Origin of the sequence: Erwinia pyrifoliae DSM 12163 (assembly GCF_000026985.1) — a bacterium.
Lineage (GTDB): Bacteria > Pseudomonadota > Gammaproteobacteria > Enterobacterales > Enterobacteriaceae > Erwinia > Erwinia pyrifoliae.
The window spans coordinates 2293786-2319528 of record NC_017390.1; the positions used below are offsets into that span (position 1 = coordinate 2293786).

Sequence of the window (25743 nt, forward strand, 5' to 3'; positions counted from 1 at the left end):
AAAAAACCCGCAGAGCGGGTCAGGGTTTGGCAAATCGGTTGTAGCCGACATCGTAGGAGATCCCAGGAGGTAACTTGCTGTCGGTCTGTACCTTCATGCCTGCCGGCATATTCTCAAATTTGAAGGTGAACTCGCCCCCTTGCGGTTGTTGCTGTGGCGCGCCGATGGGTTTGAGCAAAGGCGCTGAAGGTTGATACCCCCCCTCACTTGCTTCATTCCGCCGCCAGGGCAGCAGCTTCTTGCCCAGCGCATCGACGCTATCCAGCCAAGGTAACTCATTCAGCGAACGGGTCACCACGTTATCTTTCAACCAGGTAAAGCGCTCCTCCAGCGGATCGGCGACGTATTCTTTCGCTGTGAGTGCTGCACCAATCACGCCGAGACGACCAAGCGCTGCACCACCACCACCGAACAACCCCGTCCCCTTGGTGGCCTTGCCCAGCTTGCCCATCTCTTTTGTTACGCTGCCGATGGAGCTGACCATATCAACGGCCCACTTGAGAGCCATAAAGGCCAGGATCCCTTTCAGGGCGGTTTCCCAGCCGCCAATAGCCTCGACAACCTTGTTGATCTCCGCCAGGGCGGCTTGAATCGTGGGCCCAACAGTCTTCCAATTCTCGACAATCAGCCCCCCTGCCAGCACCAGCAACGTCACCAGCTTACCCAGCGGTGACATATTCATGACACCATTGAGCAGGCCGAACGCCTTGGTCACCACGCCCACTGCGGTCGCCGTCCCCAATAGGTAGGCACCAAACTTGGCAACAGATTTGATCAGCTCGGGATTTTCCTTCACCCAATCGCGAAGCTTCTCAATAAACGGCATCAGCTTTCCGATACCTTTGTTCAGTGCCGGCAAGAACATCTCACCAATCGTCACACTGACCGCGGCCATCTGGTTTTTGAAAAGCTGAATGGCGTTTGCCGTTGTGGCGGCGCGCGCAGCGTACTCCTTCTCCATCGATCCGCCATAAGCCTGCTGGTCAGCCACTTTGGCAAAGTTCTTCCTCAGTAAGTCAAGGTTAGTCAGCAGAGGTGCTATTGCCCCCAGAGACTCCTTACCAAACAAAGCGGTCATCACTGCCGCCTGTTTGGCCTTGGGCACCTTCGCCATAGAGTCCAGCACCTTTAACATGGTGCCCTTGGCATCTTTCTGCATGTCAGCGGCCAGTGCTTTCGGGTTGATCTTCAATGCCCGAAGCGCTTTCTTCTGCGAAGCCGTCGCTGCACCACCCGCCGTCAATGACAGCATGAAGTTTTTGATCCCCGTCGAAGCAATCTCTGACTCTACCCCCATCCCAGCAATGGTTGCGCCCATCGCCGCAATCTCACCGGATGCCACACCGGCGACTTCGCCCAACGGGCCAATACGGGTCACCACCTCTGAAATTTTGGCGGCGTTCGCCGGACCGGTATTACCCAGGTAGTTAATCTTGTCCGCCAACCCAACAACGTCCGTTTGGGTCATTTTGAAGGCCGTACGCCACTGCGCCATCATCTGCCCGGACTCTTCGGCGGTCTGATCAAATGCAACCCCCATCTTCACCGCAGACTCAGCGAAGGAAAGCAGCTCCTCTTTGGCAATACCCGCCTGGCCGCCCGCCGCCACAATCTGCCCTATCCCCTCGGCGGCCATCGGCAACCGGGTGGACAGCGACAGCACATCCTCGCTCATCTGCTTGAATTGTTCGGGGGTATCGAAATCCACCACCTTACGCACATCGGCCATAGTCGATTCGAACTGAATGGCCTGATTGATCGGCACAGCCATCGCAGTGACAATACCGGCGCCCACGGCAGCCGCGCCGGCCATGATGGAAGAGAACTCTTTGCCAAACCCCTTGATGTTCTTCTGCATCTTCTTCATGGGTTCGGACAACTGATCGACCGCCGTAATGATCGCCTTTAACTGGAAACTGTCAGCCACGTTTCATTTCCTCATCAATGCGGACGGCCTCAGCCTCCAGCTCAAAAAACCGGCTCAGGGCGAGCCGGCGCAGTTCCAACGGGTTTATTCGCCAGAAGTAGGCTGTGTTGTAGAGTCGTTTTCGGAGTTCTCCTGGGGTTTCGACCCCGTAAAAAAACCCAGAATTGACATCGAGATAACGAAAATATCGTACAGGGCTAACTGCCTGGCGGACGAAAGCGGGATGCCTGCCAGCTCCGGGATATACGCCAGCGCCGCAGCAGCGTCCAGCTTGACGACACCCGATTCGGCCAGCGAAAACGGCATGCCAAATTTCGCCACCTGGTCATAGGTGGGTTCCAGCAGCTCAATAACATGCAGCGTCTCGCCATGTGCCGTGATCGGTTTGCTCAGTGCAATGGGTTTCATTGATAGAATCCTTCTTCACCGTGGAATTCCAGGTCGGCCGTGCCTTCCTCAGGGTTGTGGTTGGCCTCACCGCTCAACCAGGCATTGCCCAGCACGTACACCATGCCGTTTGCCAGCTCGGCGGTAATGGTCATCGCCGTGGATGACACCAGCTTGTTGATAGGAAACGCCTTCGGCACTTTAAAGGTGCCTTTCACATAAGGGGCACGGTGGGTCTCTTTGTGATCCACGTCCCCCGCCAGGCCAATCACATCATCACGGACCACGGTGTTCATCGGCACTTCAATGCCCCCGGTCAGCGACAACTGTTGGCCGTCAATTTTTAGGTAACAGGTACCGGCGATCTTAGCCATCAGGCGGCCTCCTCGTTGTACTGCAGACGGAATTGATTAAGCAGGGCAAATACCCGCAACTGGTTGATGTAATCCGGTGGGAACAGCACATCCAGACGACTTGGGTCATTGGCGTTACGCTCAACAATCAGGTACTTCTGGAACATTTCGAAGTTCTCAACGATGCCTTCGCGCTCAAGCTGGCGATAGGTCGCACACAACTCACCGCGAATCACGGCCGGCGTCACAATGGCCTGACCTGACCCAAAGCGGGTGCCATCGTTAGCCAGCTTTTGGCGGCCATATTTCGAGGTAATCACCGATTTAAGGCGGCGCAGAACATAGGCGCTGGTGTGCAACGTTTCGCTGTCCAGATAGCTGTTATCTGCCACGCCGTAAGCGTTTTTCTTGTAGGTGGTGATATCACGCTGGATACGTAAGCTACCGCCTTCGGTGTACGCGGTCGCGATACCGTGGGTCAGAAGCGACTGCTGCTCAGTAGTAATAAAGCGCTTTCCTGTAGGTGCGGGTAGCGCCCCGTTAAGCTCACCGGTTTGCGTCGGTCGTGCAGGATCGTTTCGTAAAAACACGGCGTCACGCGCCAGGCGATAGCCAACCAGCTCATCAATCGGTGTCTGGATATCAGCCTCATAACCTGCAACGGTAATATGCTGGTTGTTCAGCGTGTCACCGAACGCCACCAAGTCAGACAGAGAACCGCTTCTGGCCGTGTATGCGTGACCGTACAGTTGGCGCATATAGCTCCAGCGCCCGGCCGTATCGTTCATTTCCAGCGCGATAGTTGCCAGTGATGCTGAATCACTGAACGGCGTGCCGATAAAATCGAACGGCTCATCGCCCATCGCTGCAATCGTGTTACCAAGCTCCGGCGCACCCGTTCCACCCGCCATAGGCGTGATTACCACGTTGATGCCATCAGGGATATTTTCACCGCCGACTGTGCCGTAATAGTTCAGCATTAGTGGAATATCGTTGCCAGGCAACCCCCTGTGTCGCGCCGTCAGCGTGATTACTTCGGCTTCTGCGATCGCGGTAACGGGCAGATCGGGATTAGCAGTTATCGCGGCAGTCAGCGTAGCAGCGGCAGTAGTAGCGCTATCGCCAGTTGATACCTGCGCCTGGACACGTACAACACCAATGTACATGCTGATTGTGCCAGACTCCTGCGCTTTTCCGCTGATAGTCAAAAACCCTGTGGCAGTGTCCCCCTTAGGTTCTTCAGTAGCGATAACCCAGAGTTCACCAAGCGGATCAACCGCACGGTAGCGCGCAACCATACGCGCCAGCTGACTGCCACGCCCGGCCAGTTTTCCGGCCAGTGACGCTGACGGCATGATAGTGAGTTTGTTCTTTACGATTTCACTGCCGGTATTCGCGCAACCAATCAGCAAAGCGGGGCCGCTATCCTGCGTTGTGTTGGCCTCGCTGTTATCCATCTCTGCCCAGAATAGCGGCACACGAAGGCCGGATGGAACGGTCGGGAAGGAAATTGACATTATTCACCTTTCTTCTTGGTGTCCGCCACGGACTTATCCGTGATGACTTCTTCGACATCACCATCCGCAATGCGGCGGTGCCAGTAGCTGCTTTCTTCGACGTTCCGGCCTTCTGAAGGCAGCAGATCGCCCCGGACAGGGTCAGGAACTGACCGCCCGCGTTTGGGTTTGATTAGCATGGTTTACTCGCTGAGTTTTATTTCGGTGTGGTGTTCAGGATTTCCGTCAGGCCCGTTACCTGGATCGATGTAATCCATATCAATGGCGACGGTTTTTAGTTCATCCAACGTTTCCAGATCGTCCTGTTGCCTGGTGTCTTCTTCAGAAATTTCACGCGTCGATATGAACTCAAACTGGTAATAAAGTCTTCCCCGATCCATATCCAGCAGCTGGCCGCCTGAATAAGCTACCGGCCCGGCATCTTTGTCCGGCTCCCATCCCAGCAACGCCCTCCAGATTTCAGCCCGCACGTCATGTACCGCATCATAACCAGCGGCCTGCCCGCGCTCGTCGCGTGTATTGTCCAGCACCACGACAACTGCAAAGCCTTCAGTGACGTTCTGCCAGTAATCGGTTAGTGACTTCTGTTCAGCGGTAACATCTTCCACAGGGACCACATAAGCGGCTGGCAGGCGCATTTTCCCCGTTTCCGGGATGGACTTAAACTCTGCCGCCCCGGCCACGTTACCGGCAAAGGTCGGGCAACGCATGCGCAACGCGGCGATCACAAGAGAAAGCTTCATTTCTTTTTCCTTTCGGGTCGCAGTGAGGTGCGCAGTGCGCGGCTCAGGACATAACGTGTCCAGGCTTTACGCGACTCCAGCACCTCAGTCATGTAGTTTTTACGTGGCGCAACCTTCCATCCGCTGCCGCCTGATTTGCCTTTGTGGTGGCTCTTGCGCCTTTTGGCACCGCGACGTACACCAAAAAACAGAAAGGCGGGATAAAAATCACCTTCAATAAGGCGGTTACCTTCTCCCCGCTTCTGGTTTGGCGCAATGCGCACCATCAGGCCCGGACGGCTTTTTGATGCGCGGGGAACGTAATAGCCGATTGACCGCGCCAGTCTGCCCGTCCTGAACCCCGGATACTGTCCCGGTGATGATCGTCCTCGACGCATCACCAGGCGTCTGGCGTCACGCATGTGAACCTGACCAATTTGAACAAAGGCGCGGCGCATTTTTGCCCGGTTGAAAACGAGGTCTTTAGGCTGCTCAAAGTCAACGTGCAGAAGCGGCTTAGCCATACATCTCCCCGTCGCGCTCGACTGCACCCAGCTCCTCGCATTCCAGCAGCAGGTAGCGCCCGGCAGAGTTGAGGTCGCGAAGGCGCTTAACACGGTAAACATTACCGCTGAAGACCACTTCAAAATCTGACGTGATCCCCCGGCGATAGCGGATGGTCATGTAATGGGTAATGGTCTCGTCAGCCTGAACGGATTCGTGATAGGTGGTTGCGCCCACCTGCCGCACCTTTGCCCATACGCCCTTCTCATTCTGATAGAGCGGCTCAGTGCCATAGTCTGCCGCCGCCTGGTCGATGCGCTGGCGCAGGTGAATGCGCTTATTGAGTTCGCCGGGGTCTGGCAGTGTGAATACCGCACTGGTGTTTGATGATCTTCTTTGCACGTTAATACCCCGACACAGGAAGACGCCGCGAATAGAGCAGGAACTCAAATGCCTGCGGCGTCTCCGACATCTCCAGCTCGGACACAGAGCTTCGGTGTTCATACCAGTGACTGACCAGCATCAGCAGGGCAAGCCGTATATCTTCGGTAATTACCAGACCGTCAGTATCCAGCGGCCCGATATCGGTCACGGTTTTATAAAGGTTGCGGTTGAGGTAGGTCGTTGCCTTCGCCTCTGCCGCCCGCGCAAACAGTTCCAGCAGACGATCCTCTTCCGTGAAATCGTTTTCCAGCCGGCACTGCATTTTGATTTCTTCAAGCGTCAGCAGCATGGCATGACCTTATTTTTTTGCCTTTTCCTTCGCCTCAGCTGCCGCTTTCGCACTGGCTTCGGCATCCGCTTTTTCCTGCGCTTCAGCAGCGGCCTGAGCTTTGGCCTCTTCTTCAGCCTTCGCCAGCGATTCGGCCTCGCCTTTTTCCTTTGCCTCAGCTGCCGCTTTCGCACTGGCTTCGGCATCCGCTTTTTCCTGCGCTTCAGCAGCGGCCTGAGCTTTGGCCTCTTCTTCAGCCTTCGCCAGCGATTCGGCCTCGCCTTTTTCCTTTGCCTCAGCTGCCGCTTTCAGTTCTGCGCTGTCCACCTCGGTGGCATAGCCGAGTTTAATCAGCTCTCGACCGTGCTGTTCGGTGGTCTCGATGGTATTGCCTTCGGAAACGACCGTGCCGCCGAAGTAGTTCGGCTTAATAAGAAACAGTTTCATGTTTTTATCCCGGAAAAGCGGCCCGAAGGCCGCCATCATCATTACCCAGCAGCAGGGGTCGGAGCGGTGAAGGTGCCATACACGAATGCCTCAGGGCGCTTGACGGCCAGCGCCAGACGCTCTTCACAACGGATTGAGATCATGTTCTTCTCAAAGTCATCGGCGTTTTCGGTGGAGATCACCACGTTGGCGTCTTCGCGTTCGAAAATCTGCGCGCCAGCGTTAAACGCGCCGGTAAGAAACTTGCCCTGGAACGCAGCAGCTTCGGTAGCGACAACCGGCAACCCCCACAGGGTAGGACCGGCCAGCGCTGCCGGATTCGCCAGAATGTAGCGACCCAGTGAGTCTTTGGTCAGTTCGATCTTCGCCCAGTCGATGAAGTGCAATACGTGACCGGACGCCGGGAAGCGTGCCAGTTGAGCCTGCAGCATTGCCAGACGAAGGTCATCAATACCGCTCTGATTCACCACGCTGAAGGCGGCAGCGTATTTCGATGCCTGTGGCACGATGCCGTTCAGGTGTGTGCCTGTGCCGTCACCGAACAGAATCTCCTGCTCTTCAACGTACTTCAGGCCGTAGCGTAGCTCAGCGTCAACCGTCGACTGCAGTTGTGGCATATCGTCCAGAATCTGTTTCGCGGCTTTGAACAGGTGCGCAATGGTGCGGACCGGTGTGATTTTTTCCGCAAAGGTGATATCGCTGTAAGGCTTGGTGGTGTTTTCAGCGACGGTCGCCGCCTTGTTGGTAAACCCGGTTTGCTGCACCCAGTAGATGGTGCTGGACTCAGTACGCCCCGGTGCGATCAGGTCGCGGATAAACAGTCGCTGTTTCGGCTGCTGATCGATACCAGGAAGACGGTCGGGCGCAACGATCTGGCCAGGCACGTTGACTGACAGCAACGCAGCCTTAACCGGAATACTGAGGCGCTTGTTGCCTTCGATGCTGGCTGAAAAAGCTTTCAGGGCTTCAGATGAAACAACCTGGCCGCCCACGGTTTCGACAACGTTTTTCGCATTCGCCAGCGGCATCTGCGCTACGTGCTGCTCCAGCTCACCCAGCGCCGCTTTTAGTGTTTTTTCTGCTTCACGCATGGCGTTAAGCTCACTCGCCATCTTATCCACAGAAACTTTAGTTTCCGCTGACAAAGAGCCTGATTTTTTCGCCTCAGTCAGGGCTTCTTCAGCCTTGGCGTTAAACTTGCTGCTGGCATCATTAATGCTGGCTGTTACCTGCTTCAGTACTTCATTTACTTCAGACATTTTTAGTCCTTATTTGCCGAACGCGGCCAGCGCGTTTCTAAGTTGTGCAATATTTTCGGGGTTGATTTCGTCGGTAGCGCCCGGCATACCTTCAGGGGTAGCAACAGCGCCAGGCTTGCTGCCGGTTAAAGCTTTAAGAAGTTTTCGGCGTTCAGATCGCGGCGCGTCTGTTTTCGCCAGCATTGCGTCAATTTTGCGAAGTGCGGCAGCAGGGCTTTCGTCATCATCTAAAATTTCGTCAGCAGTCAGCAGCCTGTCCGCAAATCNTTTTTCTACGGATTCACTGCCGCCGATATAGGTTTCTGCATTCATCATCGTTTCTATAGTGGCCGCATCCAACCCTGTGCGCGCGCCATAAATATCATTCATAGCCCTGTCGAACGGCTCCAGTTCTGCCGCAATTTTTGCCATCTCGTGACGGTTACCCATCGCGAATGTCCAACAATTATGGATCATAAGAAATGCAGCGCGTCCAATCTGTACTTCATCACCGGCCATAGCGATAATTGACGCAGCGGACGCTGCCAGACCCAGCACTTTGACGGTGACCTTCCCTTCGTACTCACGTAACAGGTTATAAATCGCCAGCCCTTCGAACATATCGCCGCCAGGCGAGTTGATGTTCACGGTCACGTCCTCGCCCCCAATAGAGCGGAGCGCGGCGGCGATACGGCTGGCGGTCACGCCTTCGTCGTACCAGTCAGCGCCGATCACGTCAAACACAGAGATACTGTTCTCATCAGACTTAGCGGCTTTGATGCCGCCATTCCAGCGCGCCATAGCTGAAGGCGGCAAATGGCGTTTTTCGTGCGCAAAAGGCCGCCCCTCCGGTGCTGCCGGAAGACTTTTCAATGTCATTGGGAGTGCTCCTAAGCCGCTTGTTTAAGCGGTGATTGTTCGAAAGGAATGTCCGGGAAAACGGCATTGTGGATTTCGCGAAGCAGCTTAGCCCTTTCGGCACTGCTGTTTTTACGTAAGTCCTCAAGCGGGGTCAGGTTCAGCTGCACGGTGTAGATATCACCACCTTCAATTGGCGGCAGGTTTTCCAGGCGGCGCACGTCATTACGCGACATCCAGCCGTTCTGCAATGCTGTGGTGTAGTAGGCAGAACGTCCGGCGCTATCAGCACGCAACAGACCCTCAACAGAGAATTCAGCGAATAAATCTTCATCGCCGTTAAGCAGGCAGCGTGAAATCTCTTGCTCAATGTTAACCAGCAAAGGGCGCAGTGTATTGGTCAGGAACAGCAGGTTCATACCCTCGACACTTGATGCCCAACTGCTTTGCTTATCAACATGCCCCACCATAAACGGCGGCACCCGGAACCAGCGGCAGATTTCTTCGATGCTGAATGACCGCGATTCCAGCATCTGGGCGTCTTCGGGATTCAGGGTGATGCCCTGATAAGACATGTCACCCTCGAGTACCATTACCTTACCGGCATTTTTAGAGCCCACGAAGCGGTTGAGGTTTTCGCGGTTTTTCTGGCGCTGCTCTTTCGACAGCAGATTCTTTGACAGAAAGAAGCCCGACGTCTGTATACCGTTTTCAAAGATCTTCGCTGCTGACTCTTCCACCGCCATCGCCGCGCCGAAGACGTCACGGCCGGTGCGCATTGGCATCATGCCGCAGACGCCGTCCAGACCAAACCCCCGGATGTGCATCATGTTTCTGACTGGGACGATGCGCGCTACGCCCTTTTCGGTGTACGTATACTGCAGTTCCCCGCTGTCCAGCCGCTCCACCTTCATACACTGAGGGAGAAGCGGTACCAGGGAAACAGGCTTGGTACCGATCATCTTTTTCTCGACGTAGGCATTCCCCCGCAGACAGATACTGGCGACCACCATCAGCATAAAACGCGACGGTGTCATTTCACTGTTTGGGCGGCGGCACAGCACCTGATACGCTGGATGCGTGCTTGCCAGTTTGCGGGAACCGTCAGAAGCCCGTTCATAAACCTTCATAGGAAGGGTTGAAACTGACTCGCTCAGCAGGCGTACACAGGCCCATACCGAAGCCAGGGCCAGCGCTTTTTCTGCTGTCACAACTTTGCCGCTGCTACTGGTGCCGTACCACTCATACCAGAGCGCAGCGTCATTGAGTCCAATCGACTCACCGAGCCAGTTAACAATCGCGCTTTTTATGCGACCCGGCCGTTTTTTTTCCTTCATCAGATACCTACCATAATCGGGTCGTCAAAAAAATCATCAGGATCGCCAGTCTCCACCAGTACAGCATCTTCCGCTGCGCCGATAGCCATTGCTGAAGCCACCACGCCATCAATACGCCCAGTGCTCTTCTTCTTTGCGAAAATCCGGTTGTCCTTCTGGTCAGCTTCAAGAACTGCAGACGCGGCGTTCCAGCGAAGACAGGGATTCGAGCGGATAACGAGCACTTTGTTATTCAGGTGCTCTTCGAAAAGCTCAATTGAGCGCGGCATCCACAAGCCGGACTCTTGCGCCTTGTAGAACCCTTGCCCGTGCGGGATCAGGTCAACGTTCACCGATTCGCTTTCAAGTTCTGGCTCCAAATATTTAATACGGTACTGGTCAAACGCGATGCATTTAATGTTGTACTTTGCTGCCAGCTCACCGATGCGCACTGCCACAAAGCCGTAATTAACAGCCTTCCCGGGCGGTGCATGGATATAACCGTTGCGACGCCAGGCGTCATAGGGGACGTGGTCAGTTTTAGCACGCTCAAGCAATGAATCTTTGGGCGTCCAAAACTCAACAAGAAGTTTTTTCGTTTTCGGGAAGTACAACGCCAACGCGGTAAGGTCCCGTGAGCCGGACAGGTCCAGACCTCCATAACACTCTTCGCCGGCCAGTTCATCAGGATCGAAGTCTTGTTCGCAGTTCATCCATGTGTCGCTATCAATCCACGGATCGGCAGATTCCACCCACTGACAGAAATTGAGTCGCCGGACGATGCTTTCTTTCGATGGCATGCCGCGAGCCTGGGTAACCTGCTCGCGGAGGTATTTTGCTGTAAACGTCTGGCCCAGCGATGGGTTGGCTTTGCCCCAACAGGTTTCGTCTTTAAACGGGTCGTCGCCCTCATCAAGTGAACAGATGAAACTGAAAAAACTGTCGTCCTCCAGATCGCCCGCAGCGACCTTTCGTCCATATTCGTGATACTCAAAGCACACACTGGTTTTATCGTGGCCACTGTTGGTGATAAGGAACATCAGCGCCTGTCGGCGACCTTTTGTCCCTGCGCGCATCATCTCAACAACGGCGTTTGTTTTGTGCTCATGCACTTCGTCAATCAGCGCGCCATGCGGGCGGGGGCCTGACTGACCATCATCGGAACTTATCGGCTTGAAGAAAGAACCTGTCTGCAGAAATGCCAGGTTCCAGACGTTCAGCCCGGTACCAGATTTTGTGATCCGTTTCGCCAGCGCGGGGGACTGATCAACCATCGTCACCGCATCGCGGAACAATATCATCGCCTGGTCTTTTTTTGTGGCAGCGGCGTAAACTTCAGCGCGTGGCTCTTTGTCAGCCATCAGCAGATACAGGCCAACGCCTCCGGCCAGCGGCGACTTGCCCGAGCCTTTACCGGATTCGATGTAGCTCATGCGGAAACGGCGTGTTCCATCCTCTGCTTTCCATCCAAAAAGAGAGCCAACAATGAAGCACTGCCAGGGCAACAGGTTAAAGGGCTGTCCCTCATGCTTTCCGCCGTTAAGCTTCAGTACCTGAGCAAAAAAGTTGATAACACGCGTTACTGCATCAACATCCCATGCAAGGCCCCGCTTGTACCCATGCTCTAAATCGCGGATGTGCCGGGCACAAGCGGCCCGAATATCCGGTCCAGCCAGAACATTGCCACTGGTAACATCGAGTGCATACTGCGTAGCCGGATCAACCGAAGAACTGGTTGAGCGGGTCTTCTTCTTTTTCTCCACCATTCACATCCACCTTTGACCGGGCAGCAGGTGTAAGACCGAACTCCACCAGGTAACTTTTGAAACGGCGATCGGTATCAGCCAGCATGGCTACAGCCGGGTTCGCTTTAATTAAAAAATCACCCATCTGGGTTTTAGTCGTATAGGTGCGCCCTTCGATATCGACTATCTGACGCAGCTGTAAGATTTCCGCGTATAAATCGCAGAGACGTTCAAGCGCCAGGGTATCAGCTACCGTCAGCACTCTCATGCCGTCAAGAAGCACGGTGAGTTTGCCCCAGGCTGTTTTACCCCAGTCAGTAAGATGCGATGGTGGGCTTGGAATTTCGCGGGCGGGCTTAGGCTCATTCTTATTCAGCGCGCGCTTACCCGGATTGCCGGTTACAACTTTCAGATGGGTTGGTTTTGGTCGTCTTCCGGCCATTTCCAACCTCCAGAAAAAATCTTTTCATTTCGCGGTTGTGCGTAAAAAGGGGGGCGGGCGGTCAGGGGAACAATTGCACCTGAAGTTTTGACCCGCCCCCCATCGATGATGATATTCATTCTCATTTACTCTAGATGATATTAATTCTCATTTGAGATAAATGGTCGGCCTCGCTCAACGTGATTGATAATCATTATCATTTAATGCCCTTATCGCCCTTTCTCGTTTGCCATCATCGCTGCCCTGCCCGCATCTGTGAGCCGGTCAGACCGAACGCAATCAGCCCTTTGAACATCAGAATGGTTTGATCTTCTTCTGTCATTATGCTTCCCATGAGTTCTTCCAGTGTGACTGCGGGTCAAGCGGCATGCCGTTCTCATCGCATCCGATGGCGCGCCCGCGCTTCTCTTCGCGTTGTTTGGTCGAGTCGTGATGGATCTTACAGAGGCTTTGCCAGTTGCCTTTATCCCAAAATATTTTTTGAGCTTTTGCGACTGTCGCCTTATCACCGACATTCAATGCTTCCTTCAGCTTATGTGGCTTAATGTGATCAACAACCGTTGCGGCTTCTGCCCGGTTCTGCCGTAAGCACATCACGCAGAGTGGATGAGATTTCAGGAATGACCGCCTCGCGGTGTCCCAGCGGCTGTTATAGATGCGTGGCTCTTTCATTGGTAAACTCGATCGGTAAGGATTCTGGTGGCTCAGGTGTATCACCTTCATACTGGCTGGCTCGGATGTAATCCTGTAAATATTTTATTTTTGCCTGGTCGCTGGTAATTCCTTCTCTGATATCGAGAAAGTTTTGTCCAGCAGTTGCAGAGAGTTCGACGGTGGCATCATTGCCCATGCGGCCGGAGGCGGCTGGCTTATCTGCTGGCTTGCACTTTCCTTTAACGTGCACCCGGCCACCGAGAGCAACGCGGCGGCGAAAATCATCGTTTTCAGACTTCGCATTATTCAGTTCCCGTGTATGTTTAACGTCAAGCGCTGCAACTTCACGCTGGCGGCGCTGGCTGTCTTCCCGTTCTGCCTGCTCTCGCCTGGCAATGGCTTTAACGTCAGCAGCATCACGCTGCGACCATTTAAGTTCCCAGACCTTTGTTGTCGTGATAGCTCCACACCACCAGCCGCCAATAAATAAAAAAACCACCAGCAGCAACATCACCAATGGCTTCCAGTAGCGCGTTAGCAGGGTTATGAGCATCATCAACCACCAGCAAGATCAAAGGCGCGAATAAACACGTCAAAAGCATAGGGCTGACTGCCGTTTTCATGGTTAATGATCGCCTGCAGCAACCGGGTCATAAATCGGCTATCCGTTGTATCAATCTGCTTATCAGCTGGCACACCTGTCGATTTGGCAACGCTGTCGATATACGCCTGGGTGTCATTCTCTACCGTGGGTGCCCATCGGTGAATGATCCCTGTGATGGTGTTCAGGCCATGCTTTCTCTGGTAGTTGCGCAGAATGATTATCATCGCCCTGATGCCGTACTCTGGCTTTGTAAACTGGCAGAATGATTTGTCCGTACGCTGTGCTACCGGAACCAACCCTTTCCAGTCATCACCCCAGCGGATGTTGCCTGGATTGTTGTTGCGAATACCTCTACTGCCGCTGGTTGTCATCATTAACTCCAAAACGATTGCCGATAAAACGCAACGCAAACGCACGAAACGCGTCCACGCCGATAAAACCGATACCACCGCCGATGGCGATAGAGATTGACTTGGGCAGATCGAGATACTCCAGCGCAGATGCAAAGGTGAGCGTCAGCGCACCACACAGCAGCCCCTCAAGGATCATCTTTTTCCAGCCGCCGCCCGTGTAGGCAATGCGTATTACCGCCATACCACAGGCCATCACTACTGCACCGATCGGGGTTTCACCGCGCCACCAGCTATGCATCACGTCATACAGGTCTGGCCAGGAGTTTGGATTGTTTGGCATACGCATATCTCTCACCTCCGGCCAGCCGTGGTGTGTGGGTTGAAAGAAACAAAAAACCCACCGAAGTGGGCTTGTGATGAATACACACAGTACACATTATTTCATTGCATTATGATGTGTGTAGTGTGTATAATTACCCTGTCAGTTAGCGAGACGGAGGATGCTTGAAGAGTTCGAAACTGATAGAGCGGTTAGAAGAAAAGGGATGGACGTTGGTAAGGGTAAAAGGAAGTCACCACACGTTCAAAAATCCAGATTTTACTGACTTAATCACAGTACCCCATCCCAGCAAGGATATTAAACCTGGAACCCTCAGGCAGATATTGAAGAAGGCCGGGATCAAGTAATCAGGAAGCGTCCCCCCGGGGCGCTCCTTTACGACGAACTCCACGGGGAGATAAATATGCATTATCCAGCATTTATTGAGATCGACAAAGACGGTACGGCCAGCGGGTGGTTTCCCGATGTAGATGGCTGCATTTTTGCCGGAGACTCCATTGATGATGCCTATGTTGACGCACAAAGCGCCATTGATGCGCACTTTGAAGCGCTGACCGAAAGTGATATGGACATTCCTGCACCTAAAACTATGCAGGACCACATCATGAAAGACGCGGCGCAATACACAGCTGGCCAGTGGGCGCTGGTATGGGTAAACATGGATAAGTTTGATGGACGGGCAGAGAGAATTAACATCACGCTGCCGCACCGGTTATTACACCAAATTGATGATGTTGTCAGAAACAAACCAGAGTACAAGAGCCGTAGCGGATTCATTGCCTCTGCTACGCGTAACGAGTTACACAAAGCAGTTTAGCGGCTCTCCTCCGTCTTCACTTTCCCTACCCCGGTATTTTGCCGGGGTTTTATTTCATCCAATCTCTGCTTTTGTCTGAAAAAAACGCTCTTCTTCCAGCTCAACACCGATCGCGGAACGCCCATGCTTCAGCGCCGCTTTCACAGTAGCGCCCGATCCCATAAAGAAATCAGCCACCACATCACCCGGCCTGCTGCTGCTGGTGATGATATGTTCCATTAGTTCGGCTGGCTTCTCGCATGGGTGCTTGCCGGCATAGCTGGCAACAGGCCTGAAAGTCCACACGTCCGTGTAAGGCACATCAGCGGTAACGCTGAACGGTCGGCGCAAGGCTTCATACTGCTGGCGTAACTCATCGAACTGTTTACGCAGCAGCCTGTAATCCTGCTGCAGGGTTGCGTAGTTTTCTGCCAGTCCTGAATAATCATTATCGAGCGTTGAGTGCAAGCCCTTAGCTTTCGCTATGCTGGCGAAAAGGCGCTGCAGGCTCTCGTACTGCTCACGATTTGGCAATTGCCATTGTGAGCGTGAGAACCAGTGGCTGCACATCTGCCGCCCTGTTGCCTCGTTAATCTCTTTCGCAGTAACGCCTAAAGATGCACGCGCAGTGATAAAATAATCTGTCAGTGGCGCGAACACGTCCCCTTTCAGCGCGGCACATTTTGAGGCATACCCGGTCTGTCCTTTGGCAAAACCTTCTGCCCCATAATGCCCGGCAAAGATAATGCGTTCAGTCGCCGGAAAGAATGCCCTTAGTGATGCTTTATTCTGCCGCAGCCATGCTCCGTGTGGTTTCGCCCAGGTGATGGCGCTAAGCACCTGCATGCGCTGGCGCACCAGAATTTCGGTATCTGCCGCCAGCTTTGAACCGCAAAACAGATACAGACTACCGCTGGGCTTCAGCACCCGCCAGAACTCTGCCAGGAACTCATCAAGCCAGGCCAGATAGTCGGTCACGGTGTCCCACTGCCTGTCCCACGCACAGTTTTTCACGCGGTAGTACGGCGGATCGGTCGCAATCAGATCGACAGAATTATCGGGAAGGGTTTTGATGTAAACGAGTGAATCAGCGTTAACTAACTCACAACTGGATAGATAACCAGTGTTTTTCATGGATAAGTAAGACCTTTTTTGATAGGCTCACTTTGCTTTAGCGCTAAAGCGGTGGGCCCCGGTTCGCCCGTGACTCTTACAACGGGCGAATGGCTGGTGGATGCTACTAACACCCGCCAGCCGCCCATTTCACAGCTAAAATTGCCTGTTACAGGCAGCGTTTGTACATTTCCCCGTTAATATCCTCAACCGCCATCCCTGCCATCACAAGCTGAGTCAGTATCAGCTGGCAGCGCCCCACGCTCATACGCATAAGGTTTGCCAGATATTCAACCGACTTCCAGTGCGTGTTGCTGAGGCAGTAATAAAGAATATTCGCGCTATATGTCATATCCTGCTGTTTTAACATGTCTTTTTATCCGTTCCGTGTCTGATGACACACAGATAACTCGTGTTCAATTTAACAGCAACTCATTTATCGTTTTCAGAATAAAAAAAAAGCCCCGGCAGGGGCCAGGGCTGTGAATTCTTATGATGATAAGCTGTTGTCGTTGTCACCACTCTTAACACGTTACAACACTTTTTGCGTAACGCAGTAGAATTATTTACTATCGGACAGACAATATTTCATAAGGAATAGACGCTGTGGACAATGGACTTCAGATTGCAATGTCTCCTGTGCAGCTTGCCGCCGTAATGTCAGACAAATCGGTGACGGAAGCTGAAACGATGAGTAACAGACTGCTGGGCGGTCTTGATTTACTGATGGGCAGCCTCGAACTGGCCGGTGCGACGGCTTTATGCCTTGTGCCTGAACCTACAGGGTTTACAAAGGCGATTTGCGTTGTCGGCGGCGTGCATAGTATGGACAGTATCAATGCCGCAGCCCAAAGAATGATCGACGGGCATGATACCCGTACAGCAACCTACAGGACGGCAGTGGCCCTTGCCAAACAGTTTGGTGCTGATGATAAGACCGCCTGGAAAATTGGCCTCACCGTTGATATCGCGGTACCTGTCGGGTTTGCTCTTTCGGTAGGAGCTGCCAGAGTTGCTGCTGTCCGCATCGGGCGTATTCGGCTAAAACTCCATGAATCATCTACCGGCGCGAAACCCGGTGGCCACACGATTGAGAAACATATAGGCAAATCCAGAGACGAGTTACTTAAACGTCTTGAGTTGACGCCGGGGTTACGTGGTTCAAGCTCCTTCACTAATATCGACATTGCAGAAAAGGCTATAACTGATGCGATGAGGGCTAACGCCACACGGATAAAATTGTGGGGCCATTATCCACAGCGACCTTTAGCGTTTAATCACGTTGCCGGATCTCCAGTTGGAGCATACATTCAAAGGGGGAGCAAAGAATTAGTGCATACCTCTAAATTCCGGGTAGTTCTTGAATACAAGCCTTACAACGGCAAGCCCTATTACATACTTACCGCATACCCTACATGGTAAATTAAATGGAAAATAATTATCCGTTGATAGCTAATCTGATGGATGCCTGGCTTAACCAGGATTACGATTATATATGTGAGTCAGAAACTATTGAGGGCGCTGTAGACTATTACATACGCAACTCTTCGCCTAAAATTTTGGAAGAATTGCTGCTCGAATTTGAAACGTTCATAACCATACATTCGGACGCTGCCAATGAAACTTTTGAAGAAACCTTTCACCCAGAAGTGATCATTAATGATGTTGAGGAATTCTTTACCCTCTTCAAAGAGAAGGTTATAGCGTCCGGTAAAATATGACTGTCAGGCCCACAGAATGGAGTGGGCCTGACAGTTTACCCTTCTACGTCCATCTCCAGACGCAGATCCAGCATCGCCAGGCAGCCCTCAATAAACCCTTCTGCCATCTGAAACTTTATCCGGATCATGCCCTCAGACAGCTTCAACTTGCGCCCCAGCGCGCGTTTTGAAATATCTTTAATATAGTGGTCAGACAGCAAAGCGTACTCATCCGGGCGTTTCTGTTTCAGCCGTCCAACGCATGCATCAACGATCAGCGCATCGTTTTCGGTGCAACTGATACCCGCAGAGTTTTCAGGTAACAGCCCCTTAAACCCGGCAGCAATGGCAGAATAGCCGACATCATTTTCAATCCGGTGTTTTGACCAGTTGCCCCAGCGCTCCAGTATCAGCTGAATATCACGCATTCTTGTCTCCGCTATTTTTCTTTCCCGTGGCAATAACGCCGATCGCCAATACCCGGTCGAGGAACCGAAACAGCAGCGCCAGTTGCGTACCATATTTCCTCTCGAAAGCGGCCACGTCTGCGTGCAGCTCGTTGTGGCAACACCGGCACAGGGGAATGACAAACAGATCGTGGGCTTTCGTGCCGGTTCCACCCATTCCATGACCGATGACGTGATGCGGGTCGTCAGCAGGGCGGCCGCAGCCCGCGCACGGTTGCGTTTTCACCCAGCGGGTATAGGTCTGATTTTCCCAACGGCGGCGCTTCGGTCTCAACATAAATGATTCCGGGCTTTCGGGGTCGACGGCAAGCTTCATAACCGGCTTTTCCGGCACCGGCAGGCTTTCGTGACTTCTTAATGCAGTATGTGCGGATTGTGCTTTCGCCAGCACGATGCGGGTGGCCTGTACTGCGGGAACAATGTCACTTTCGCGGGTTACTGACTGTATCACCTCATCCGGCATACGCAGGGCTTTACGCGCCATCCCTTCCGGCAACGCCGCCACAACATCACAGCGAATGGCCCACCAGCACAGCTCCGGCAACGTCAGTACGTGGCTTTCATCAAATCCCAGCGACTGCCGCGCCTGGTGAATCACCCACTGGAACACATTGCTGGCGGCTAACCCTTCCAGCGTATCGGTTGACTGCTCTCTGAGCCTGTTGTCACAGCTCCAGCACAGGCGCACGGCGCCAGGGGGATGGCGAAGCGTGACCCACTCGGGATGGTGATAATCTCCATGCGCCCACTGACAGCCGCCATCCTGGCGTACTAGCCAGTATTCCAGCCCGTTGAGACCACCCGCAGCCGATATCACCCGCTCATCAGTGAGAAACGGATGAAGTGCCGGATCGTCAGCCAGCGGTTGCAATGCTGCCGGAACGTGGCCGGACGGCAGGGACTGCAGATGTTCAGGGACATTTTCGATCAGTACCCGCCCCTGTCTGAACAGATTCATCACATCCGCGCCGGGTCTGAATAACACCACGCCAAGGCGCGGTGCGATTTCCGGAGTTAGCAGCGCTCTCATGCCACCCCCTGCATACTGCTGACCAGACCACCAGCGACAGTAATGATCTCGCTGGTCGGCATACGCTCCAGCCAGAGCTGGTTAATGTGTGCTTTCAGCTTGTTTTGCTGCGCCACTTCGAGAGCGCCAGCACCTTCCACTCGGGAAAATACAATGCCGACTTCCAGCGGCCAGACCCTTGAATCTGATTCTGGCAACGTTACCGGTGCTGTACGGGTAGGTTTCGGTTCTGGTGCTGCGATCTGAACCTTTCCGACGGCAAACTGCGCCAGCGCCATAAACGCCCTTCCTTTCGCCTCCAGATCGGAACGCTGGATATAACTGAATCGCTCACCGCGCCAGCTCTTATCGAAAACGACAACGGCACCCGCAAAAGAAGCGCCGGTAGGCTGCTGTCTGGCGTCAGCAGGCACAAACCATGCAGGAAGGTCGAATCTAATGCGTCCACGGATAAAGGCAACGTGATCCGCTTCTTCCCGCCACCAGGTTTCACTGGTTGCCGCTTTGATCAGGAAAACATAGCGGCCGCCTTTCTCGCGCATGGCCAGCGTGTGCTTGAGAATGTGCCTCATACCCGTAATCGCCTGCTTATCAACATACTGAGAGCGGCTGTACGGCGGATTGGCAAACGCCGCGCCCCCGAGTTCGGCCAGGCGTTCTGACCAGTCCTGAGTCAGAGCGTTATCCTCTGCCGTGTACCATGCCGGGCATTTGGCATTGCTGTCGTCTGCGAACAAATCGAGTACCAGCGGACCAAACAGCGCGTTAATACCCCAGAACAGCAGATCCGGTGAGCGCCACTGATCGCCAACATCTTTCAGGTAATGCGTGGGCGCTGAGCGCAGCTTTGCCAGTGATTCACAATAGGCGTTTACCATGCGATGAGTTCCCCCACGGCCCGATAACGAGTACAGAAAACGTTGATGCCGGAAGTCTCTGCCACACCGCCCTTTTTACCGTGGCTGATGCAGTATTCCCTTCGGCGGATTGCTTTCTCCCGGGCTTCTTCATCTCTTGTTTCATCCATCGCCAGCAGCCATTCACGGGCGGCGCGGTTCCAGAGATGTTTCTTTTCAAGTTCTTCGGCTTTTTCCCGGTGCGCCTCGTAGGCATCGTTTAACCTGCGTTTGTCGCTCTCATCAGGAAGACGGTAGAAAAAGGGATGAGATTTCAGCGCATAGCGCAAAACCACTTCCTGTGTGTACAGCTCGGTCATCAGCGGCTGAACCATGCGTTTCGGTATGCCAGCGCCGTTAGCGATCTGCGTTGACGTGCAGCCCGGGTTCAGGCGGATATATTCAACGGCGTTTTCACGAATATTCATGCTGGCCTCTGTACGTTTTCTTCTGACGCTTTCCTGACTGCCTCAGCCCAGATAGATTTCCAGGCGGCGCGGCCCATCACTTCATTCATTCGCCCCAGGCCGGACGCAGCACCTCTGGCTAACTCTTCAACCCGATTTCTGGGTTTTCCCGGGTTCGCCACCAGGCGGCTGAACGCATCGTCACGCTCTGCGCCGTTAACCCGGGCAACGGTAGGCAGATCGTTAGCCCGCTTTTCAATCACGGCGATATAGCACTTCACGGTTATCAAGTAATCGAAGCTCTTTTTTCGCCACGTCTTGCCAGATGCCGCATCAGGCCGGTTCTCCAGCATCCAGCGGCAGTTTTTGGCAATAAACCGGAGGTAGGCAGCCCAGCGGTTTTGATTAAACTCGAACTTCTTCCAGAGGAAGCGCAGCTTTCCTCGGCGATCGTCAGTCAGTGCCAGAACCTTTGGCATTTCAGGCAGTATTTCGTGATACGCCGTCAGTACATCGTCGTAATTGATTTTCAGAGAACCTTCCGACTGCTGCTCGTCGGCTGGCAAAGCCGGTCGACCAACAGTCTTTTTATCTGACGGATCTGTTTTTGGATCTCTTAACGGATCGGGGTCAATGGTTGACCCCTCCCCTACCAAATTTTGACCCCCTGAAGTGACGTTATTTGACCCCTCAAAATTTGAGCGGTCAGAATTTGAGGGGTTAATATTTGAGGGGTCAGTTTTTGATACCCGGCGCTTTTTCTTGCGCGCCGCTTCCGCCGCCTGCTCCAGCTTTTCCACATCCAGCTGATAGGCATTCGATATGTTTCGACCACCAGAAGTGCGTTCTTTCACAGACAACCAGCCCGCACTCTCAAGCTCTTTGATGGCAGCGCGGACAGTGGTTTTACTTTTGGCTCCCACCTGTTCTCTGATAGTGTCCACGGCTGGCCAGCTGTAACCTTCGTCATTGCTGTAATCGGCCAGCCGCGCCAGAACCGCTATGCGGGACAGGGTCATACCGGAAGGGCCGCATCCTTCCCACACCAGACCGTGCAATTTACTGCTCATAGAACCCTCTCAAACTTCTTTTTCCATTCCCGGCGTGGGCAAACGCAGTCATGCTCATAGTCAGGACGCCGGTAGATAATGCGCTGGTTGACGGTATCAATGCCGATGGTTTCAACGATAACGCCACGGCGGTCGCGGTAACGACAGCGCCACGGTTGAATAAATTCCTGTTCAATCACGTCCCCCTCGCCGCAATGATGCGGTCCAGCAGGCGCGGAAAGCGCGATTCGTAAAAATGCGGCTGAGTTTCACGCGGGTTGCCCGGGCTGGTGATATTTTTGCCGTAAATCAGGCCAGCAGACGTCACAGACCAGAATTGCCGGGTTCCGTGGCGTAAACTCGGGCGCTCTTTTCTTTCCAGCAGCCCCAGACGCCCCAAAATGACGTTTGCCACCGGCGCGCTGATATCAGCCCCGTAGCGCTTCAGAAGGGTGCTGATTGCCGCCGTGGTTCTGCTGGAGCCATCGGCAGCATCCGAGGGCGCATCAATGGCGTAAGCGGGCACCAGCGCGGGAACGCCCGCAAATTCTTGCAGCTTGTGCAACGCACCCAGCCGGGAGGAATTGGAAAGGTTGAGCAGCTTTGTTGCTGACTCAAGGATTAGCAAGGCGCACTTAATCTGATCCTCTTTGTGAGGCAAAGGAACCGGCTGCTGCTGTTCTTCCAGCGCCGTCATGCGGTCAAATACCTTTGCCTGAATTGTGTAGCTGTAGCTCATCGCCATCAGGCAGGCTTCGCGCTTCGGTAAATGCAGGCACGGAAGTACCCGCCCGGTGCTGTCGGTGTACTGAGCGAAAAATTTCGCTGAGTGAATGTCGCCCAACACGCGTGGGGCTTTGGCCATAAAATCGGCGTGACGCAAACGTTTGTGCCCCTTACCCGGAAAATTTACGCCAGCGGCTGTGGCTGCAGACTCGCGTTCGGCGTTGATATATTCCACCAGCTCAGTGCTGGTCATGGTTATCTGCGTTGCGGGTAACGTATTCATGTCACCTCTCCCTGTTTTTCACGCGTCAGCCACCCCATTGCTACCACCCAGGCAGCAAACGGGTAGTTGCTGGGGATCCAGCAGCCCTGTACATTGACCTCATAGCAGAACGTTGCAGCAGATTTGCCGCCAGACAGCGATCGGCAGCGTAATTGCGGTACACCCGGATTTCTGGTTAAAATGCTCATGCGATTATTTCTCCACACACACTGATGTAGTCGTCACCGACGCCCTGGGCTGCAACCCGGGGCGTCACTTTTTTTGCCGCTTTTTCCGGCCAAATACGGCGAGGATGGCCCGGATCTCTTCATCACGCGCCGCAAGATGCTTTCTGTGATAACGCTCAATTTCGGCCGCTTCAGCCGCGTCAATAACCCCGTCCTCCAGCGACTTTTGAACAATCTGGTCAACATGCCCACGGTGCGCGGCGGTACTCACGGCCTTACTGAATAACTCCACCTGGTCCAGTTCTTCAAACTTCGGAATGTCCACCAGCAACGCGCCACAACGCCGGGCAAAGTAATCGGCTAACAGGCTGGTACCGGATAAATCTTCCATCGCTTCCAGTTCATGCAACTCAAAGAAACGACAGCCGTTTTTCTCATAAATATTGTTGTTGAAGGTCTCCAGCGTCATACCCAGCGCCCCGGCCATCGCCGAACGCCCACCGGGATAGGCTTTGCACATCGCTTTGACTGTTTCTTTGATGTCTACCATTTATGATTTCCTGCGGTAGTTATAATCGGGCTTCTGAATCGTTAGCATTTGGTTCAAGCGAACTCAGTATTTCTTCAAAAGTTACCGTGCCGTTGGTGGCAATTACGAGTGCGGTAATATATTTCGAGCGAATTCCACCGCCGCAGAGCCATTTGCTGACTGCCGATTGGTTAACACCTACTTTTTGTGCGAGTTCTCTTTGGGAACCAACAATGTCAATTGCCTTTTGAATAACGATGTTCATCTATCACTCCTATGACCTAACTGAATACAAATATTACCTATGTAATAGACAAAGTCAATTACATGGGTCATTTGACTGATGATTACTTAGAGAATATTTTCCGGGTATGAAAAAACTATCTGAAAGACTTCATGACGCTATGCAAAAAACGGGACTTAGCTCACAGAGTGAACTCGCTAAGTTGGCCGGCGTTAACCAATCGATAATTTCTAAAATTCTTTCCGGAAAAAATGAAACTTCAAAGTATTCCGGACGGCTGGCAGCAGCATTAGGGATCAGTGCCGACTGGCTTATCAACGGGGCGGGGGCGATGGAAGGAGGCGAAGGCCCCCTGCAACGGATTGACACCTCACGCCTAGTTTCGGTTTGGGATGAAACGGGTAAAACGGCGGATGTAGTGTCTTGGCATGATAGTGTGCCAGATTATTTCCGAGTTTATTTAATGAAGAAAAACACCGGGATAGATAAGGCTCCAGAAGGTGCCCTTATCCTTGTTGATCCCAAAATAAGCGCAGGCAACAATCAACTGGTTGTAACCAATTTACGAGGAATAATAGCCGCTTACCGTTTTCTCGAAGGAGGAGCCAAGTATGGTTTCTTAGATGTTGATGACCCGAGAATTCCTCCATTCGAAATAACCGACCCATCCTGTATCGAGGGAGTTGCAGAACAAATCCTTATAAGAAAATTACGATAGTAAACTACTGCTGAATCATCAATGACGGTGGTCTCATAGCAGCCACTGTCGGTTTTAGTATGCAAAACCACCATAATCTCCCACTCCATGTGTTCCTTCCTGCAAAACCAGCCCGCCTATTTACTTAAATAACGCTGTATAGATGTATAGTAGTTTAATCCCGCTCAATAATAAAACAGAATTTTTTAACTCCCGTTGAACATCAACTATTACTCAAGTAATAAAAATAACCTCACAACTCTTGACACCAGTTATTACCTAAGTCATAGTTCATGCATCAACAGCGAACAGGCGCTTAAGGCGGGATGGCGGGATGTGATGGCAGATGATTCGAGATGTAAGGGGTTAAAGGTGTCGAGATGAGCACTCACGCTAACAGGAAAATGGTTTCTTTCACGGCTGGCACTAAGGTTAAACCTCTGTACGACAAGTGCCCCTCGTGCGGTTGCGATTTACAGGAGTTTTATCAATCCCCAAGCGATCAGTCCAAGTCCGATAACGTCAAGAAGAATGCCGATAGGTCCTGGACTCCAGGAATAATCGACAAATTTATGCGCAGGCATATTAGCTGTTCGTGGGTAGGCCGTTTCGTTAAGTGGGTGATTCATCCACTCCGCAACACCTCATATGACGCAACCGAGACCGATCATAAAAGTCTCTCTTGTCGGATAGCTGGGAAGCAAGCCAGCTCCATTAAGAAGGACAACGAAAGCACCGATAACGATGATGACCTTGTACCACGCATCAAGAGCAAGTCGAGATAAAGGATTTTCCATATTTTTAATTTCTCGGTTATGTGAGAACTCCAAGAATACCACCTTGCCTGATGTGGATAAAAGACAGGCGCGCAAAAGTAAGAATATCGACAGCAGACAGGCGTTTAAGGCGGGATGTGATGGCAGATGAATCTAAAGGAAGGAAGGTTGAAATTCTGGTAAATGGTGCTCTTTTGGCATTCATAAATACCGAAAATGCAGTGGCGGCTGATTACCTGAATTTTTTGGGTGCTGCAAACAATGCGGTCAGCCACACTGCATCTCTTGAGGCAGAAGCTAACCGCTCAGGTAAAACCATAAGACACGCTGGATTCGTAACTTTTGGCTCAAAGCCAATTATAGATCCCAAAGCTCTTTGATGAACGAATCAACGCGTATGGTATCAGCCGCTTTTGATTCTTTCAGATAATACGTGATGACGTTTTCAGGAATATGCGTATTCCACTTTTCAAAACGGTATCCGGGGAAGTACTCGGTGAATATTTCTTCAACTCTAAATTCACCGTGTTTTATGTTTGAAATCAGCTTGCACTGGTAAAGGCATTGAGCAATTAACGTAGATTTAAGCATTTGAGTCCGTTCTTGATTGCGTGATAACTCCCAAGATACCACTGCCGCCTGAAGTGGTGAAGTTACGCCGGGCAATGAATTCAACGCTGTGTAGCCTTTGGCGGTTACCCAATCTTCAACCAACCAACACCAGGGAAGCGCGAAGAATTTGTT

General features: G+C 52.8%; 38 protein-coding genes. 6 read left to right on the forward strand and 32 right to left on the reverse strand.

The window, feature by feature from the left end; all coding sequences use genetic code 11:
• Positions 1–19 precede the first annotated feature (19 nt).
• The 19 genes from EPYR_RS10245 to EPYR_RS10335 form a co-directional block, all read right to left on the reverse strand.
• Positions 20–1927 (reverse strand): phage tail tape measure protein, encoded by a 1908-nt coding sequence (locus tag EPYR_RS10245; RefSeq protein ID WP_012668335.1) that lies wholly within the window; start codon positions 1925–1927, stop codon positions 20–22.
• An 84-nt stretch (positions 1928–2011) separates the two neighbouring features.
• Positions 2012–2335: a phage tail assembly protein gene (locus EPYR_RS10250; protein ID WP_012668336.1), complete on the reverse strand. Its 324-nt coding sequence runs from the start codon at positions 2333–2335 to the stop codon at positions 2012–2014.
• Positions 2332–2688 carry a phage tail tube protein gene (locus tag EPYR_RS10255; RefSeq protein WP_012668337.1) on the reverse strand — a complete coding sequence of 119 codons (357 nt, stop codon included), beginning with the start codon at positions 2686–2688 and terminating at the stop codon, positions 2332–2334. Before EPYR_RS10255 ends, EPYR_RS10250 begins: the two co-directional genes overlap by 4 nt.
• Positions 2688–4184, reverse strand: coding sequence for a phage tail sheath subtilisin-like domain-containing protein (locus tag EPYR_RS10260; protein WP_012668338.1), 1497 nt, complete (start codon positions 4182–4184; stop codon positions 2688–2690). Before EPYR_RS10260 ends, EPYR_RS10255 begins: the two co-directional genes overlap by 1 nt.
• The gene (locus tag EPYR_RS10265; protein WP_012668339.1) at positions 4184–4363 is read right to left on the reverse strand and encodes a DUF2635 domain-containing protein; all 180 of its coding nucleotides are present in this window, start codon (positions 4361–4363) and stop codon (positions 4184–4186) included. Before EPYR_RS10265 ends, EPYR_RS10260 begins: the two co-directional genes overlap by 1 nt.
• A gap of 3 nt (positions 4364–4366) precedes the next feature.
• Positions 4367–4927 carry a phage tail terminator protein gene (locus tag EPYR_RS10270; RefSeq protein WP_012668340.1) on the reverse strand — a complete coding sequence of 187 codons (561 nt, stop codon included), beginning with the start codon at positions 4925–4927 and terminating at the stop codon, positions 4367–4369.
• The gene (locus tag EPYR_RS10275; protein ID WP_012668341.1) at positions 4924–5430 is read right to left on the reverse strand and encodes a hypothetical protein; all 507 of its coding nucleotides are present in this window, start codon (positions 5428–5430) and stop codon (positions 4924–4926) included. The genes EPYR_RS10270 and EPYR_RS10275 overlap by 4 nt, the downstream gene beginning before the upstream one ends.
• Entirely contained in the window at positions 5423–5812 is a 390-nt protein-coding gene (locus tag EPYR_RS10280; RefSeq protein WP_012668342.1) for a phage head closure protein, read from the reverse strand. Before EPYR_RS10280 ends, EPYR_RS10275 begins: the two co-directional genes overlap by 8 nt.
• Before the next feature lies 1 nt (position 5813).
• Complete coding sequence (locus EPYR_RS10285; protein WP_012668343.1) at positions 5814–6143, reverse strand: head-tail connector protein; 330 nt, start codon at positions 6141–6143, stop codon at positions 5814–5816.
• Between the two features lie 9 nt (positions 6144–6152).
• Positions 6153–6569: a hypothetical protein gene (locus tag EPYR_RS10290; protein ID WP_148217836.1), complete on the reverse strand. Its 417-nt coding sequence runs from the start codon at positions 6567–6569 to the stop codon at positions 6153–6155.
• Between the two features lie 41 nt (positions 6570–6610).
• Positions 6611–7828: a phage major capsid protein gene (locus EPYR_RS10295; protein ID WP_012668345.1), complete on the reverse strand. Its 1218-nt coding sequence runs from the start codon at positions 7826–7828 to the stop codon at positions 6611–6613.
• A 9-nt stretch (positions 7829–7837) separates the two neighbouring features.
• Entirely contained in the window at positions 7838–8686 is an 849-nt protein-coding gene (locus EPYR_RS10300) for a head maturation protease, ClpP-related (RefSeq protein WP_014539024.1), read from the reverse strand.
• An 11-nt stretch (positions 8687–8697) separates the two neighbouring features.
• On the reverse strand, positions 8698–10002 hold the full coding sequence (locus tag EPYR_RS10305; protein WP_012668347.1) for a phage portal protein: 1305 nt from the start codon (positions 10000–10002) through the stop codon (positions 8698–8700).
• A complete protein-coding gene (locus tag EPYR_RS10310) occupies positions 10002–11747 on the reverse strand; it encodes a terminase large subunit (protein WP_014539025.1) in 1746 nt (581 codons plus the stop codon). The genes EPYR_RS10305 and EPYR_RS10310 overlap by 1 nt, the downstream gene beginning before the upstream one ends.
• On the reverse strand, positions 11701–12168 hold the full coding sequence (locus tag EPYR_RS10315; protein WP_012668349.1) for a phage terminase small subunit P27 family: 468 nt from the start codon (positions 12166–12168) through the stop codon (positions 11701–11703). Before EPYR_RS10315 ends, EPYR_RS10310 begins: the two co-directional genes overlap by 47 nt.
• A 321-nt stretch (positions 12169–12489) precedes the next feature.
• Positions 12490–12840, reverse strand: a complete 351-nt coding sequence (locus tag EPYR_RS10320; protein ID WP_014539028.1) for an HNH endonuclease — start codon at positions 12838–12840, stop codon at positions 12490–12492.
• Positions 12818–13378: a lysis protein gene (locus tag EPYR_RS10325; RefSeq protein WP_012668351.1), complete on the reverse strand. Its 561-nt coding sequence runs from the start codon at positions 13376–13378 to the stop codon at positions 12818–12820. Before EPYR_RS10325 ends, EPYR_RS10320 begins: the two co-directional genes overlap by 23 nt.
• A complete protein-coding gene (locus EPYR_RS10330) occupies positions 13378–13797 on the reverse strand; it encodes a structural protein (protein WP_041474005.1) in 420 nt (139 codons plus the stop codon). Before EPYR_RS10330 ends, EPYR_RS10325 begins: the two co-directional genes overlap by 1 nt.
• Positions 13778–14125, reverse strand: a complete 348-nt coding sequence (locus EPYR_RS10335; RefSeq protein ID WP_012668353.1) for a phage holin, lambda family — start codon at positions 14123–14125, stop codon at positions 13778–13780. Before EPYR_RS10335 ends, EPYR_RS10330 begins: the two co-directional genes overlap by 20 nt.
• 158 nt (positions 14126–14283) lie before the next feature.
• Here EPYR_RS10335 and EPYR_RS10340 point away from each other — a divergent pair, with 158 nt between their 5' ends.
• Both EPYR_RS10340 and EPYR_RS10345 read left to right on the forward strand, forming a co-directional pair.
• Positions 14284–14466: a type II toxin-antitoxin system HicA family toxin gene (locus EPYR_RS10340; RefSeq protein ID WP_041474006.1), complete on the forward strand. Its 183-nt coding sequence runs from the start codon at positions 14284–14286 to the stop codon at positions 14464–14466.
• Positions 14467–14522: 56 nt separating this feature from the next.
• Positions 14523–14936 carry a type II toxin-antitoxin system HicB family antitoxin gene (locus EPYR_RS10345; RefSeq protein WP_012668354.1) on the forward strand — a complete coding sequence of 138 codons (414 nt, stop codon included), beginning with the start codon at positions 14523–14525 and terminating at the stop codon, positions 14934–14936.
• 54 nt (positions 14937–14990) lie between these two features.
• Here the strand turns inward: EPYR_RS10345 and EPYR_RS10350 are convergent, their stop codons facing one another.
• Positions 14991–16049 (reverse strand): site-specific DNA-methyltransferase, encoded by a 1059-nt coding sequence (locus tag EPYR_RS10350; RefSeq protein WP_012668355.1) that lies wholly within the window; start codon positions 16047–16049, stop codon positions 14991–14993.
• A 148-nt stretch (positions 16050–16197) separates the two neighbouring features.
• Positions 16198–16398, reverse strand: a complete 201-nt coding sequence (locus tag EPYR_RS10355; RefSeq protein WP_012668356.1) for a hypothetical protein — start codon at positions 16396–16398, stop codon at positions 16198–16200.
• Positions 16399–16634: 236 nt separating this feature from the next.
• Between EPYR_RS10355 and EPYR_RS10360 the strand changes: the two genes are divergently transcribed.
• On the forward strand, positions 16635–17450 hold the full coding sequence (locus EPYR_RS10360; protein WP_012668357.1) for an RNase A-like domain-containing protein: 816 nt from the start codon (positions 16635–16637) through the stop codon (positions 17448–17450).
• Positions 17451–17455: 5 nt separating this feature from the next.
• The gene (locus EPYR_RS10365) at positions 17456–17749 is read left to right on the forward strand and encodes a contact-dependent growth inhibition system immunity protein (RefSeq protein ID WP_012668358.1); all 294 of its coding nucleotides are present in this window, start codon (positions 17456–17458) and stop codon (positions 17747–17749) included.
• 35 nt (positions 17750–17784) lie between these two features.
• Here the strand turns inward: EPYR_RS10365 and EPYR_RS10370 are convergent, their stop codons facing one another.
• The 10 genes from EPYR_RS10370 to EPYR_RS10415 all read right to left on the reverse strand — a co-directional run bounded on the left by EPYR_RS10370 (position 17785) and on the right by EPYR_RS10415 (position 23547).
• Positions 17785–18156, reverse strand: coding sequence for an antiterminator Q family protein (locus tag EPYR_RS10370; RefSeq protein WP_012668359.1), 372 nt, complete (start codon positions 18154–18156; stop codon positions 17785–17787).
• The gene (locus tag EPYR_RS10375) at positions 18149–19225 is read right to left on the reverse strand and encodes a DUF968 domain-containing protein (protein ID WP_012668360.1); all 1077 of its coding nucleotides are present in this window, start codon (positions 19223–19225) and stop codon (positions 18149–18151) included. The genes EPYR_RS10370 and EPYR_RS10375 overlap by 8 nt, the downstream gene beginning before the upstream one ends.
• Complete coding sequence (locus EPYR_RS10380; RefSeq protein ID WP_012668361.1) at positions 19222–20103, reverse strand: phage N-6-adenine-methyltransferase; 882 nt, start codon at positions 20101–20103, stop codon at positions 19222–19224. Before EPYR_RS10380 ends, EPYR_RS10375 begins: the two co-directional genes overlap by 4 nt.
• Positions 20097–20549, reverse strand: coding sequence for a PerC family transcriptional regulator (locus tag EPYR_RS10385; RefSeq protein ID WP_012668362.1), 453 nt, complete (start codon positions 20547–20549; stop codon positions 20097–20099). Before EPYR_RS10385 ends, EPYR_RS10380 begins: the two co-directional genes overlap by 7 nt.
• The gene (locus EPYR_RS10390; protein WP_012668363.1) at positions 20546–21598 is read right to left on the reverse strand and encodes a helix-turn-helix domain-containing protein; all 1053 of its coding nucleotides are present in this window, start codon (positions 21596–21598) and stop codon (positions 20546–20548) included. The genes EPYR_RS10385 and EPYR_RS10390 overlap by 4 nt, the downstream gene beginning before the upstream one ends.
• Positions 21595–21777, reverse strand: a complete 183-nt coding sequence (locus EPYR_RS10395) for a DUF4222 domain-containing protein (RefSeq protein ID WP_012668364.1) — start codon at positions 21775–21777, stop codon at positions 21595–21597. The genes EPYR_RS10390 and EPYR_RS10395 overlap by 4 nt, the downstream gene beginning before the upstream one ends.
• Positions 21774–22586 carry a hypothetical protein gene (locus EPYR_RS10400; protein WP_012668365.1) on the reverse strand — a complete coding sequence of 271 codons (813 nt, stop codon included), beginning with the start codon at positions 22584–22586 and terminating at the stop codon, positions 21774–21776. Before EPYR_RS10400 ends, EPYR_RS10395 begins: the two co-directional genes overlap by 4 nt.
• Complete coding sequence (locus tag EPYR_RS10405; protein ID WP_012668366.1) at positions 22583–22774, reverse strand: hypothetical protein; 192 nt, start codon at positions 22772–22774, stop codon at positions 22583–22585. The genes EPYR_RS10400 and EPYR_RS10405 overlap by 4 nt, the downstream gene beginning before the upstream one ends.
• 64 nt (positions 22775–22838) lie before the next feature.
• Complete coding sequence (locus EPYR_RS10410; RefSeq protein ID WP_012668367.1) at positions 22839–23303, reverse strand: YmfL family putative regulatory protein; 465 nt, start codon at positions 23301–23303, stop codon at positions 22839–22841.
• A gap of 19 nt (positions 23304–23322) precedes the next feature.
• Positions 23323–23547 carry a transcriptional regulator gene (locus EPYR_RS10415; RefSeq protein ID WP_012668368.1) on the reverse strand — a complete coding sequence of 75 codons (225 nt, stop codon included), beginning with the start codon at positions 23545–23547 and terminating at the stop codon, positions 23323–23325.
• Between the two features lie 106 nt (positions 23548–23653).
• Here EPYR_RS10415 and EPYR_RS10420 point away from each other — a divergent pair, with 106 nt between their 5' ends.
• Both EPYR_RS10420 and EPYR_RS10430 read left to right on the forward strand, forming a co-directional pair.
• A complete protein-coding gene (locus EPYR_RS10420; protein ID WP_012668369.1) occupies positions 23654–24244 on the forward strand; it encodes a helix-turn-helix domain-containing protein in 591 nt (196 codons plus the stop codon).
• A gap of 895 nt (positions 24245–25139) precedes the next feature.
• Entirely contained in the window at positions 25140–25379 is a 240-nt protein-coding gene (locus EPYR_RS10430) for a hypothetical protein (protein WP_049779063.1), read from the forward strand.
• Here the strand turns inward: EPYR_RS10430 and EPYR_RS10435 are convergent.
• Positions 25357–25713, reverse strand: coding sequence for a hypothetical protein (locus tag EPYR_RS10435; protein WP_231839697.1), 357 nt, complete (start codon positions 25711–25713; stop codon positions 25357–25359). The two genes, EPYR_RS10430 and EPYR_RS10435, sit on opposite strands and share 23 nt — an antisense overlap.
• Between the last annotated feature and the right edge of the window lie 30 nt (positions 25714–25743).